This window comes from Streptomyces sp. A 4/2 (genome assembly GCF_940670765.1).
GTDB lineage: Bacteria > Actinomycetota > Actinomycetes > Streptomycetales > Streptomycetaceae > Streptomyces.
In genome coordinates, this window is sequence record NZ_CALNVW010000002.1 from 290,925 (window position 1) to 304,726 (window position 13,802).

A 13,802-nucleotide genomic window follows, 5' to 3' on the forward strand; every position below is an offset into this window, starting at 1 on the left:
CGCACGCACCAGCACGTCGCTGAACCTCTCGGACCCGAGGCAGTGCACCAGCGCGTGCACGTAGACGCAGGCCAGGGCGAGTGCACCGAGGTGGCCACCGCATCCCCCTCCCTCGCCCCGACCGCCTGACGCACATTGACCGGCGAGCTGGGCTGAGCCGCCCGCGCCAGCAGTCCCGAGGCCGGGCGGGGGCTCGTGGCAGCGGCCTCCGGACAGTCCCTCGTACCATGCATGTCCGAGGGAAAGACGGATGGAACGGAAGCAGCAGACCTCATGGCCCCGAATGTGACCCACGCACCGCTCCTCCGCGACGTCATCGACATCAAGACGTCGATCTCCACCTCCGACTTCGTTCTGAAGCTCGCCGAGGCGGTCACCGAAGAAGGCGCGGCTCTCGCTCTGCGCGACTATGTCGTCACCGAGCGGCTGCTGGAGAACTTCGACGAGGCGCTCGGCCTGATCAAGGCGGCACTCGACGGGCACACCTCGAAGGCCGCGTATCTGCACGGTTCGTTCGGTTCCGGTAAGTCGCACTTCATGGCCGTGCTGCACGCTCTCCTGCGGGGGGACCCGGCGGCACGGAGCCGCAAGGACTTCGACTCCGTGCTCGGCAAGCACGGGTGGCTGGGCGGGGAGCGCAAGCGGTTCCTGCTGGTGCCGTACCACATGCTCGGGGCGAAGTCGCTGGAGCAGCGGGTGCTCGGCGGGTACGTCAGCCATGTCAGGAAACTGCATCCCGAGGCGACGACACCGCAGGTGTACCGGACCGACGCGCTCTTCGAGGACATCCGCTCGCACCGGCAGCGGATGGGCGACGAGAAGTTCATCGAGGGGCTCGCGGGTGCGGACACCGACAGCGTTTCCGCGGGCGACGATGACGACGACTGGGGCGATGCGTTCGCCTGGACGCCGGAGCTGCTGTCCACGGCGCTCGACGCCGAGGAGCTGGACGGCGGCGAGGTCGCGCTGGACCTGGTGAACCCGAGCACACCGGCCGAGCTGCGGGCCAAGCTGGTGCATGACGCGAGCAGCACCTGGTTCCCCGGATTCGCCCGGAACGCGGCCGAGGACGAACACGGTTTCATCTCGCTGGACGCCGGTCTCGCGGTCATCGCCGAACATGCGAAGTCGCTCGGCTACCACGGGCTGATCCTCTTCATGGACGAGCTGATCCTGTGGCTCGCCAACCGTGTGCACGACCAGAAGTTCGTCTCCCGCGAAGCGGACAAGATCACGAATTTCGTCGAGGGGGCCGACTCGCGGCGGGCCGTACCGATCGTGTCGTTCATCGCACGCCAGCGTGACCTGCGCGAACTGGTCGGTGAGGAGATCTCCGGGGCCGCCGAGGCCGCGATCCAGGACAGCCTGCGGCTCGCCTCCGGCCGTTTCGACACGATCACACTGGAGGACCGCAACCTTCCGCAGATCGCCCACGCGCGTCTTCTCAGGCCCAAGGACACCGAGGCCGCCGCGAAGCTGGACGCCGCCTTCACCAAGATCAAGCGGGTCGGGCCGCAGGTGTGGGACGTACTGCTGGGGTCGGACGAGGGGACGACGGGCGCGGACGAGGATTCGTTCCGGCTGACCTATCCGTTCACGCCCGCGTTCATGGACACCCTGGTGCACATTTCCTCTGCGCTCCAGCGTTCCCGGACCGGTCTGAAGCTCATGGGCCAGCTGCTGGCCACCCACCGCGACGACGCGACGCTGGAGAACCTGATCCCTCTCGGCGATCTGTACCCGGTGATCGCGGACGGCGGCGACAAGCCGTTCGTGGACAGCCTGAAGGTGGAGTTCCAGACCGCGGACAAGCTGTACCGCGCCAAACTGCGGCCGCATCTGCTGGCCACGTACGAGATCACCGAAGAGGACATCGAGCGCTACCGGCACCGGCGCGACTCGGTCACCGATCCGCAGCTCGCCGACCGGTGCAAGGGCTTCATCGCTGACGACCGGCTCATGTGCACCCTGTTGCTGTCCGCCCTGGCCCCGAGCGTGCCCGCGCTCCGGGACCTCACGATCCGGCGGCTCGGGGCGCTCAACCACGGTTCGGTGGTATCGCCGATCCCCGGGGCCGAGGTCGGTGTCATCAAGGCGAAGGTCGACGAGTGGGCGACGCGCTTCGCCGAGATCAAGGCGACCGGCACCGGTACCAACGCCGGTGTACGGCTCGAACTGGCCGGTGTGGACGTCGACTCCGTGATCGCCAACGCCGACGTCAACAACAGCGCGTCCAACCGCCGTGCCCTCGCCAAGCGCATGGTCGCCGAGGAGCTGGGGCTGTCGCTCCAGGAGCGGCTGGGCGCGGACGAGCTGCCGTTCGTCTGGCGCGGCTCGAACCGCACGGTGGAGATCGTCTTCGGCAATATCGCCGACACCGACCAGCTGGCCGACCACGAGTTCTCGCCCGGCCAGAACGGGCTGTGGCGGCTGGTCATCGACCTGCCCTACGACGAGGGTGTGCAGGGTCCCGTCGAAGACGCCAACCGGATGCGCGCACTGCGCGCACTGCCCGGTGTACCCCCTCGTACCGTCGCCTGGATTCCGACGCATCTGTCGGCCGCCCGGTTCAAGGACTTCCAGCGGCTGGTCGTCATCGAGTACACGCTCGCCGACCAGCACCGCTTCGACACCCTGTACGCCCGGCATCTCAACGCCGACAACCGGGCCCGCGCCAAGGTGCTCCTAGAAGGGCAGCGCGAGGCGCTCAAGAAGACGGTCAAGGCCGCGTTCAAGCAGGCGTACGGCTGCGCGGAGAAGAAGCCCGCCGATGTCGACGTGTCCTTCGAGGACCACTTCGAGCCGCTGCCCCACGTGAGCGAGGTGCGGGTGTCCGTCGGGATGACCCTGCATGCCGGGATCCGGCACATCGCGGACAAGCTGCTGGCGCACCAGTTCCCCGCCCATCCCGAACTGGACCCGCAGAACACCGGTACCGCCGTCCGCCCGGCCGAGGTCCGGACCGTCTTCGGACACATCAGGGCGGCCGCGGAAGCCGGGGACCGGCAGCCCGAGATCCCGGCCAAGGACCGTGCGGTGATGCAGCGCATCGCGGCTCCGCTCGGGCTCGGCCGGCAGAAGGAGGCGTACTTCAGGCTGTCCAGCCAGTGGGTGGACCACTTCAGGCTCCAGGCCAGCAACGAGGGCGGGCCCGGAGACCTGAGCGTCGTCCAGCTCACCGAGTGGCTGGACCGGCCCGAGCCGATGGGGCTCGATCCCCTCCTGGCCAACCTGGTCATCGCCTCCTACGCGGAGATGGACGACCGGGTGTGGGTGCAGGGCGGGGCGCTGCTGGACCCGGCGCCCGAGCCGTCGGCCGTCAAGCCGCAGTACGCGCTGCGCTCACAGCCGCTGCCGGACGAGGACGTCTGGCAGGAGGCCCTGCGGCGGTACTGGGACATGTTCGCGGAGCCGGCGCCGCCGACGCTCCGCCGTGGACGGATGGTCGGCCTCTTCGCGCGGCTGATCAGCCGCCAGGCCCATGCCCATCAGCCGCTCGTGGGCGCTCTCGTGCAGGAGCTGGAGAAGCGCTCCACCGCACTCGGTCTCGACGGGACGGACGAGAGCGGCAGGCTCGCGATCACCCGGCGCGCACGCGATCTGCTCGACGAACTGGTCGCTCTGGACCGTACGGCCGCGAGTGGTTCGGCCGGTGCCAAGCAGATCATCACGGCGTTCGCGGCGTTCGACCTCGGGGAGGTGTCGGCCACCCGGTACGGCGCCTGCGTCAAGCAGGCCAAGACCGTCACGACGGCGTTGGTCGGAGCGGCCTGGGACATGTTCAAACTCGCCCCGAAGTACGGGGCGCCGGGCCGGGCGGTGCTGGAGACGCTGCGGGGTCACGCACAGGCGGACCAGCACACCAGCAAGCTGGAAGAGGCGCTCCAGGACGCGCGGGACTCCATCGTGGCCGTCATCGACCGGAGCGACACGGAGCACACCCCGTCGCCGACACCGGCCGTCACGCCCGCGGTCGACCCGTTCAGCACGCCCGACGACGTCGACCTGAACACCGATGCGGACCGGCCCCCCGTGCCGACCACTCATCCGGCGTCGGACCGTGCCCCGAAGCGTTCGGGCGGTGGACGCACAACAGCTGCGCGGGCGATCGCCGAGCTCCAGGCGGAACTGGCCGGCCTGTCGGCAGCCGAGCCCGACGCGACGATCGAGATCAGCTGGCGAGTCGTGGAATGAGGCGTGTGAAGTGAGTACGGCGACGAGCGCGACCCCGGCCACGGCCGCCGCTACGAGCGCGGTGCGGCTCAACAGCGCCACGGTGAAGCAGTATCTGGCGTCGCAGTCCGGTCTCCAGTCGGGCAAGCGGCGGGTGGTGCTGCTGCGGGCCGAGCCGGTGTGGCACGGGCCTGCCGAACTGAGCTGGGGTGAGCCCTGGCGTGCGGTCGTCAGGAGCGCGCCGTCCCCGCTGGCCGTGCACGAACTGATCCTGGCGCATCAGAACGGGTCGGCCACGGCCCCCGAGGTGCTGGTGGTGCTGACCGACCGGGAAGAGGCGGAGCTCGGCCCCGATCTGCTGGCCAAGGTGCACAAGCAGCGCGTGAACGCGGTCAACACCTGGGACGTGGTCCGCGAGGCGTTCGGTGCGGTGGACACCGACAGCAGGCTCGACAAGGAGAACTGGGCCGCCGAGTCGCTCCTCGACGCCACACCGCCCGGCGGTTGGCCGCAGCTGTCCGGCGGCATACTGACACGGCGTAAATCCCTCACCGCTCTCGCCCTGCGCAGGCTGGGTATCGGCAGATACGACCCGGACCGCGACGCGCACCTCGCCTCCCCGGATTCCGCGGCCGGACCGGGCGGGGACACGGGCGGCGAGCCGGGGAGCTTCGTCACGGGTCCTGCCGGGAGCGGGGACGGACTCGACGTGCACACACTGCTGCGGTGGTCCATGGCGCCCGGCGGCCCGGACCGGCTGCTCGCCCTGCGTCCGGCCGAGCGGAACGGGCTGACGCGTTTCCTCGGCGAGGAGGACCAGACCGGGCTCGCCGGACAGGCGCTGCTCGCGCTGGTCGGCGCCGAGCACGGGCCCGACGCCGTGGCGTTCGGCCTCGTCTGCGCCGCTCTGTGGGGGCACGCCGATGCGACGGCGGACGCGGAGGACTACCGGGCCAGGGGGCGGGCCGAGCGCTGGTTCGGGGACGAGCCACCCGCGCGGGACAGGGCCCTGGATGCTCTTGCGGCCGCCTTCGGCCGGAGCTGCGAAAGCTTCGTCTCCGGGCTTCTGCTGACCGGGCGGACAGGGCAGGACGAGACGGCCGCAGCCGCGCGCCGGCACAGCGGCGCCGCGCTGGACCGGGCCGCGTCCCTCGTCCGGCAGTTCGGTGCGGAACGGGCAGCCAGGACAAGCCCCGTACTGATGGAGGGACTTGAGGCGAGGTTCGGCGACGTCGGGCGAGCGTTGACCGCGGGGAACGCCGGGGCGACAGCACGGGCCGTGAGCGCGCTCGGCGAGCATGGGCAAGCCGCGGATCCCGATGCCCGGACACGTATCTCGCGGGCGAAAATGGCTCAGCGGCTCAGTCAATGGCTTACGGACGGGCCTGGGGCGGACTGCGAGAACGTCGCGTCGGGCGTCAGCCGTCATGTCACCGAGACCGGCTGGGTCGATCTGGCCCTGGAGCACATCGAGGCGGGGGGCGACCCGGATGCCTCCCTGCGGGCCGCCTACGACACGCTGTGCACCTCGGTACGTGCCGAGCGCCGCGAGATCGACCGGCACTTCGCCCTGGCCCTCGCCACCTGGACGGCGAACGGCACGGATCCCGGCTCGATGCTCACGGTCGAGACCTTCCTGCCCACCGTGGTCGCACCCGTCGTGAAGGCCGGAGGACGGCGCGTCCTGCTGCTCGTCCTGGACGGTATGAGTGCGTCGATCGCCGCCGAACTGGGCGAGGAGCTGCGTGAGCACTGGGTCGAGTACGACCCGGTGCCCAAGGCCAAGGACGCCCCCCGACGCCGCGGCATGGCCGCTGCGTTGCCCACCGTCACCTCGGTGTCCCGGACCTCGCTCTTCGCCGCCCGGCTGATGGCAGGCACGCAGGCGGACGAGAAGCGGCTCTTCCCCGGCCACCGGTTCTGGGGCGGAGAGACCGTGGCGGTGTTCCACAAGGACGATCTGCGCGGCGAGAGCAGCGGCGACACCGTCGGCCCGGAGCTGCACGACGCGCTGGTCGGTGACCGTACGCATGTCGCGGTCGTGCTCAATACCATCGACGACCGTCTCGCCAAGGAGCAGAAGCTCGGGGACGGTGCCTGGAGGCTCGGTGAGATAGGGCGACTGCGTCAGCTGCTCCGCCTCGGCGCCGAACAGGGGCGTGCGGTGATCCTGGTCAGCGATCACGGCCATGTCATCGACCGGCACGGGGTGCGGATCGAGGCGTCGGGTGTGCAGTCGGCCCGGCACCGGAGCGCAGGGGAGGCCACCCTCCAGGAAACGGAGATCACGCTCTCGGGTCCGCGGGTCGTCGCACCGGAGTCCGGTGACAAGATCGTCGCTCTGTGGGACGCCGACTCGCGGTACACCGCTCAGAAGGCCGGGTACCACGGCGGGGCGGCTCTGGCCGAGTTCACCATTCCGGTGCTGGCCTTCCTGCCCTTCGGTGCCGAACCACCGCACGGCTGGCGGGAGCTGGGCAGCCAGCAGCCGCCGTGGTGGTCGCTCACTCCCCGGCAGGCAGAGCCGGTGCGCCCGGCCGCATCCGGCGGCGCCGCACCGAAGAAACCGTCCGGGCGGGCGAAGTCCGACGCCGTATTCGCCCGGAGCGACGAATCGCTCTTCGATGTGGTGCTGACACCCGCTGCCGAGGAACCCCGGGCGGACAGTGCGATGGTCTCCATCGAACTGCGATTGCCGGACGACGCCCTGGTCACCGCGCTGTTCACGTCCGAACTCTTCGAGACGCAGGTGACGGTGCTCGGCCGCAAACCGAATCTGGCACAGGTGGAGAAGGCCGTCCGGGCGCTGCTGGACGCGGGGGGCACACTGCCCGTGACCGCGCTCGCGCAGCGTGCGGGAGTACGCGCGAGTGGTGCGGACGGCTTCGGAGCGGTACTGCGGCAACTACTCAACTACGACAGCGCGCAGGTACTGGAGAACCTGCCTGACGGCCGGACGCTTCGGCTGGACAGGGAACTGCTGCGGGAACAGTTCGAGCTGGGATAGGCGCCGTGGGCCGGACTGCTGCCGTTCGACAGCAGTCCGGCCCACAGGGTGGCCTCAGGTGATCTGGCGCAACAGCCCGACGAATTCGCGCAGTTCACCGGACCGTTTCGCGCCCAGCGGCTCCGCCTCGAAGTGGGCGATGCTGTTGCGGATTTCACGCACCCGGTCGAGCTGGCGCACGAACTGCCCCCGGTCGACGCCCGGCCAGCCGAGCGCTGTCCAGTTGTCGTCCGAGAGGGCACGAAGCGCCGGATTCTGCTGATCACCGTCCAGCAGCTTCACATACCCGTTGAACATGAGATCAGTGATCAGGCCGGTCTTCATCCTTGCCGACGGCCCCTGTACGGCGCGGATGGCATCCTCGTCGAGCTTCGCGCCGAGGCACTTGCGGAGGCGTGACTCGATCTCCCCCACGACGAAGAACGGCCAGGCCGTCGTGCCGAACCGGTCGGTGATGTCGGCGGCTGTCACGATTCCGCACAACGTGCCGTTGTTGGCCCGCACCAGCAGAAAGTCGTCGTCACTGACGCGCGGCAGCAGGGAGAAGAAGTCGTGGCGCACATCGACGACCGGTACGTCGTCGACCATGGCCTCCGCCAGGACGGCGGCGGACGTGGTTTCGTACACCTTCGCCACCGAGCTCCAGGTGACGACGCCGTGCAGGGTCGACCCGCCTTCGATGACCGGGATCTGTGAGTACTTCTTCGTCCGCATGAGCCACGTCACCTCCGTGAGTGGCGTGTCCGGCGTCACGGAGAACAGGCCGCCCACCGCTGAAGGGATGTCCCCGATCCGCAGAGGCCGCGCCGGCAGCCCGCCCGAGGGCAGACCTTCGGCGTCCTCGGCTGTCTCGTCACCGGAGTCCTCGGCCGGCTCCTCGGAAGCGGCTTGCTGATACGGCACTATGTGGACGTCGGCGCCGTTGTTGCAGTTGCCGAAGTACGGCAGCGTGGCGAGGCCGACGTCCTTGAGTGCCTGTTCGACGCGCGGCACCGTCAGCTCGTTGCGCAGGCGCGTGCCGAAGAGCGCGAGCAGCTCAAGGACGGGAATCTGCCGACCCTTGAGCGCGAGGAGCTGCTCTTCCGTGGGATTCTGCGACATGGTCCCGCTCACCACTTCGACTCGTCGCGGAACACGGTCCGCTTGCCCATGGCTGCCCTGACCAGGTCACGGAGCTGCTTCGCCCGGTTCTCGTAGAAACGGACGAAGTCACCCTCCTGCAAAGCGTTCACGTCCACGAGGTGCGTGGCCACGACGTCCTCGAACCATTCGGCCCGCATGCCCGATTCCAGCGACAGCGTCTTGAGATAGGCGCCCGGCGCACCGGACATGCTCTTGCTGGCCCGGAGTGACATCGGGGTCTTGTTGACGATCGAGGTGGCGTACCGGGCCCAGGTGGGCTCGTTCCTGGCGATCCACGCCTTGGGGAAGATCAGCCGTACGTCAACCGCGTGCTCCACCAACTGCGCCGTTGTGAGTGGGCTGTCGGTGAAGTACCAGTCCACGGCACCCTGTTTGATCAGGAGTGCGTAGATCCCCTTGTAGGCGGCGCTGTTACGGGTCGTCAGCGTGTCCAGCCGGTCATCGAGGAAGGCCGCTTCGCTGACGGTGTCGGGCGCCGCTTCGTCCCCATCACCGACCCAGCCGATCAGCTGCTCGACGTCCCTGGTGAACCGGGTCTCCAGTGAACCGCCGTACATCTCACCGAGGACACCGCACCAGTACCACTGAGTGATCCGCTCGTCGGCAACCGGGGTGTCCGTCTCCGGGCCGATGAGCGCGCGCACAGCGGCCAGCGGAACCAACTGCGTGCGATAGGGCAGGTCTCCGGTCCGGACAATGGACTGACGCTCCAGGAACCCGCCCACCCACGCGAACGCGGCCGCGACCCGGGGCGCCAGCCTCCGGAAATCCGCGAGCGGAAGGTTGAGGAGATCCCGGCGCTTGCAGGACACGGACGTCCCCGCTCCTGCCCGCTTGGCTTCCCAGGTGCGGACCAGGGAGACTGCCTGGAGGAAGTCGCTGCTGCTCAGACCGTCCTCCGGACCGTCCTCCGGGCGGCCGAAGACCGGGTAGGCGGAGGTCAGTTCCTTCTTGATCCGCTGCCACTCGTCCGGCAGCCGGTAGTAGTCCCCGTGCTCCTTGACGTGTTCCTGGTTCCCCGCGTAGGTGGCGGTGAGCAGCTCGAAGACGTTCAGCGGCACACCGCCGGTGTTCACCCGCTCGAACACCGCACACACGGCATCGGTGGTCGTGGTGGCCGCGAGTTTGATCATCGGTACGTCGAACGACAGCATGTTGTGCAGGACCTGCGCCTGGAACTCGCCCCACAGTGGCCAGTTCTCGGGCCGGTCCCGCACGAACTCCTGCTGCCACTCGCTCACCCGATGGGTGTCGAAGACGAAATGGAGCGGGAAGTATCCGGCATCGCACTCCCCCTCGACGGTACTCAGGTCCAGCACGACTTTGCGGGCGAAGTCCCGCTTCAGCTTGCGGTCCTCGGGCACGGAGACAATCGCGTCGTCCCGGTCGGCGGGGGCACCGACAGCCTTGGCGATGTCGACGTAGTACCAGCACTTCAGGTCATTGCCGCGGGAATCGACTGTTTCGACGGGAGCATCGTGATGCAGTGCCTGGAAGAGCGAGGTCATCCGCTGCTGTCCGTCGAGCAGCAGCAGGCCCGGCATCTGTCCCTCGGCGGACTCGGCGCCCTTGAGCGTCCGCGATTTGAACTGGGAGGTGCCACCGGTATGCAGTGACATGACCACACCGAGCGGGTACTTCAGCGTCACTGTCGCGATCAGCGCCCTGATGCGCTCGTCGTCCCACTTCCACTCCCGCTGGAAGTCGGGCAATTGGAGGGCGCCGGACGCGACCTCCGTGAGTACGTCCTTCAGATTCGGATTGTCGAGCGCCACGCCGCTTCTTCCCCCACTCTGACCAGAACTGTGCACTGTGCATTTGACCGGCGGGTCGCCCAGGTGTCAATCAACGCCGGCACGACAGGGTCCGTAAGGGCATAATCCGGCCGATCCGCAGGAACTCCCCCTGGATGGGAGACTGAACGGGTGAGTACCGACAGACCCGAACGCATCGGCCCCGTCAGCGCAGCCCGGCGTCGCGATGTGATCGACGCCCTTCGGCGCGGCGCCGTTCCCGAGAGCGGCCTCGATCTGCTCGCGACCGGTCTGGCCCGATTCGAGCCGGCGCTGGACGCCGAACTCGACGCCGTGGCCTCCGGCGCCTCCGTGTTCAAGGCGGTACGGGGCGAGTACGGGTCCGGCAAGACCTTCTTCACCAGGTGGCTCGGCGAGCGCGCCAAGCGGCGCAACTTCGCTGTCGCCGAGATTCAGGTCTCGGAGACGGAGACCCCGCTGCACAAGCTGGAGACCGTCTACAGGCGCCTCACCGAGCGGCTGACCACCTCCGGCTTCCCCCCGAGCGCGCTGCGTCCGGTCGTGGACGCGTGGTTCTACGCGCTGGAGGAGGACTCGCTCGCCGCGGGCGCAGCGGAGGAGGACCTGACGGACGCCGTCGAGCGGCTCATGGCAGCCCGGCTCAGCGATGTGTCCCGGCACGCCCCCTCCTTCGCGACGGCCCTTCGGGGCTACCGGACCGCGCTCGCCTCGGGGGACGAAGCGACCGCCTCGGCGGTGATGGCCTGGCTGGGAGGTCAGCCCCATGTCGCTGCCGCGGCGCGCAGAACCGCCGGGGTCCGGGGCGACCTCGACCACTTCGGCGCGTTCGGCTTCCTTCAGGGGCTGTTGACGGTACTGCGCGACTCCGGACACAAGGGTCTCTTCGTCGTGCTGGACGAGGTGGAGACTCTCCAGCGGGTCCGTTCCGACGCACGCGACAAGGCGCTGAACGCACTGCGGCAGCTCATCGACGAGGTGCACTCAGGGCGCTTCCCCGGCCTGTATCTGCTGATCACAGGCACTCCGGCATTCTACGAAGGCCAGCAGGGTGTCCAGCGTCTCGCTCCCTTGGCGCAGCGTCTCGCCACCGACTTCACTACCGATCCGCGCTTCGACAACCCGCGCGCCGTGCAAGTCCGGCTGCCCGGGTTCACCCAGGACTCATTGGTGGGTCTGGGGATGACGATCCGCGATCTGTACGCGGACGGGGTCCGTGATCCCGGGCGCATCAGGAAGGTGGTGGACGACGCCTACATCGCCGAGTTGGCGGCTGCCGTCGGCGGGGCGCTCGGTGGCCGGGCGGGTGTCGCACCGCGGCTGTTCCTGAAGAAACTCGTCGGCGACGTGCTGGACCGGGTCGACCAGTTCGACGACTTCGATCCGCGTCAGCACTACGCACTCACGGTCAAGGCGGCGGAGATGAGCGAGGTCGAACGCAATGCGGCGGCCATCAGCCCTGACGAGATCGAACTGGACCTTCCATGACCGCGGCCCCCGATCCGGTGGATCTGCTGCACCCGGGGATCGTCCATCACGTCGTGAACACCCTGGGATGGCCAGGACTGCGTCCGCTCCAGGAGGAGGCCGTCACGCCGCTCACCGGCGGCTCGGACGCGCTGCTGCTGGCCCCCACTGCCGGAGGGAAGACCGAGGCCGCGTGCTTCGCCCTGCTCTCACGCATGGCCCACGAGAACTGGACCGGCACCTCTGTCCTCTATGTCTGCCCTCTCAAGGCCCTGCTGAACAACCTGCTGCCGCGGCTGGAGACGTACACCTCATGGCTCGGACGTACGGCAGCGCTGTGGCACGGAGACGTACCGCAGACCCGCCGCAAGCGCATCCTGCGGGAACGCCCGGACGTGCTGCTGACCACTCCGGAGTCGCTGGAGGCCATGCTGGTCAGCGCCAATGTCGACCACAAGGCATTCTTCTCCGGTCTGCGCACCATCGTCGTGGACGAGGTACACGCCTTCGCCGGGGACGACCGGGGATGGCACCTGCTCGCCGTACTGGAACGGCTGGAGCGCGTGGCCGGGCGGCCGGTCCAGCGGGTGGGCCTCTCGGCGACCGTGGGGAACCCGGAGCAGTTGCTCACCTGGCTGCGGGGGGCACGGGGCGGCTCGGCAGAGGGCAACCCGCGCGTGGTCGCTCCGCATCTGCGTACCCAGGCATTGCCGGCACCGCAGTCCCCTCCGCAGTCCTCTCTACAGTCCCCTTTGCAGTCCTCTCCGCAGGGAGACGTGCAGCTCGACTACGTGGGCTCGCTGGCCAATGCGGCCACGGTGGTCGCGGCCCTGCACAGAGGCGAGAAGCGTCTGGTGTTCTGCGAATCGCGCAAGCAGGTCGAAGAGCTCGGTGAGGCGCTACGCGCGAAGGGTGTCACAGCGTTCCTGTCCCACGCGTCGCTCTCGGCGGACGAGCGCCGACGCTCGGAGGAAGCCTTCGCGGAAGCGCGCGACTGCGTGATCGTTTCGACGAGCACCCTGGAACTCGGCATCGACGTGGGCGATCTCGACCGGGTCATCCAGATCGATGCCCCGGGGACCGTGGCTTCGTTCCTCCAGCGTCTCGGACGCACAGGACGGCGTCCGGGGTCGACGCGCAACTGTCTGTTCCTGGCACTTGACGATGCCGGTCTGTTGTCGGCTGCCGCTCTGCTGTTGCTCTGGTCACGCGGCTGGGTCGAGCCGGTCGTCCCGCCGCCCGAACCGCGGCACATCGTCGCTCAGCAGGTACTCGCGCTCTGCCTTCAGGAACACCGTGTCGGGGACCAGATGTGGCAGGACTGGTGGGGCGGGCTCGGACCGTTCGGCCCGTCCGCCGAGCCGCTCGTGCGCCATCTGATCGCGGAGGGCTATCTGAACCGGGACAGCGGGATGCTGTTCATCGGCCCGGAGGCCGAACGGCGTTTCGGTTACCGGCACTTCATGGATCTGACGGCCGTGTTCACCGCAGCCCCCGAGTTCACCGTCCTGTCGGGCCGAACCGAGATCGGTACAACTGATCCCGCACTGCTGACGGAGGAAATCGCCGGGCCACGGCGGCTGCTGCTCGCCGGACGCAGCTGGCAGGTCACCTACATCGACTGGTCGCGGCGACGCTGCTTCGTCGAGCCGGTGGACGGGGGAGGAAAGGCCCGATGGGGCGGGCTGGGACTGTCCCGTTCCGGCTCCCACGCGTTGACACGCGCCGCACGGGAGGTTCTCCTCGGCGAGACTCCTCCGGTCGGCTTCACCCGACGTGCGGACAGCGCCCTCGATCAGATCCGGGAGAAGGGGGCCGAACTGGTGCACCGTGACGCGTCGGTGATCCTTCGTGGTAGACGGGACACCAATGTGCGGTGGTGGACGTGGGCCGGGTACAAGGCCAATGCAACTCTGGCGGCGTCGCTCGGTTCTGTCGCCGATCCTCTGCAGCGCCCCGCGGACGCATACGTCCGACTCCGTGAGGACCTCACGCTTCAGGAGTGGAAGCGGGCCAGGTCCGATGCGGCGGAGCGACTGTGCCTTCCCTCGGTGGACCCCCGCGCACTCCATGGTCTGAAGTTCGGCGCGGCCCTGCCCTCCCGGATCGCCGAGGCAACACTCGCCTCGCGGCTGGCCGACCTCAGCGGTGCGTCCGAGGCGATTCACCACGCTGTCCGTTTCACTTTCGGCGGGCCGGAGTAGAGCGCGGCCCGTTCATCTCCTGGGCTTTGAAGGCCT

6 protein-coding genes are annotated in these 13,802 nt (G+C 68.8%); 4 read left to right on the plus strand and 2 right to left on the minus strand.

Annotation, left to right across the window (positions count from 1 at the left end):
* Positions 1–273 precede the first annotated feature (273 nt).
* Positions 274–4,194 (plus strand): phage resistance protein, encoded by a 3,921-nt coding sequence (locus tag NBY69_RS01990; RefSeq protein ID WP_250297835.1) that lies wholly within the window; start codon positions 274–276, stop codon positions 4,192–4,194.
* Between the two features lie 10 nt (positions 4,195–4,204).
* Positions 4,205–7,180, plus strand: coding sequence for a BREX-2 system phosphatase PglZ (gene pglZ, locus NBY69_RS01995; RefSeq protein ID WP_250297836.1), 2,976 nt, complete (start codon positions 4,205–4,207; stop codon positions 7,178–7,180).
* A gap of 54 nt (positions 7,181–7,234) precedes the next feature.
* Here the strand turns inward: pglZ and NBY69_RS02000 are convergent, their stop codons facing one another.
* Together NBY69_RS02000 and NBY69_RS02005 are read right to left on the minus strand one after the other, a co-directional pair.
* Complete coding sequence (locus NBY69_RS02000) at positions 7,235–8,281, minus strand: CBS domain-containing protein (protein ID WP_250297837.1); 1,047 nt, start codon at positions 8,279–8,281, stop codon at positions 7,235–7,237.
* Positions 8,282–8,289: 8 nt separating this feature from the next.
* Complete coding sequence (locus NBY69_RS02005) at positions 8,290–10,098, minus strand: DUF262 domain-containing protein (RefSeq protein ID WP_250297838.1); 1,809 nt, start codon at positions 10,096–10,098, stop codon at positions 8,290–8,292.
* 150 nt (positions 10,099–10,248) lie between these two features.
* On the opposite strand from NBY69_RS02005, the gene brxD reads away from it, so the two are divergent.
* Positions 10,249–11,583 carry a BREX system ATP-binding protein BrxD gene (brxD, locus tag NBY69_RS02010; RefSeq protein ID WP_250297839.1) on the plus strand — a complete coding sequence of 445 codons (1,335 nt, stop codon included), beginning with the start codon at positions 10,249–10,251 and terminating at the stop codon, positions 11,581–11,583.
* Entirely contained in the window at positions 11,580–13,766 is a 2,187-nt protein-coding gene (locus NBY69_RS02015) for a DEAD/DEAH box helicase (protein WP_250297840.1), read from the plus strand. The genes brxD and NBY69_RS02015 overlap by 4 nt, the downstream gene beginning before the upstream one ends.
* The last annotated feature ends 36 nt before the right edge of the window (positions 13,767–13,802 follow it).

Excerpts from the sequence above, each read along its gene's own strand:
- NBY69_RS02015 (WP_250297840.1), top strand. The coding sequence starts at position 11,580 with ATGACCGCGGCCCCCGATCCGGTGGATCTGCTGCACCCGGGGATCGTC.
- NBY69_RS01990 (WP_250297835.1), top strand. The coding sequence starts at position 274 with ATGGCCCCGAATGTGACCCACGCACCGCTCCTCCGCGACGTCATCGAC.
- NBY69_RS02000 (WP_250297837.1), bottom strand. The coding sequence starts at position 8,281 with ATGTCGCAGAATCCCACGGAAGAGCAGCTCCTCGCGCTCAAGGGTCGG.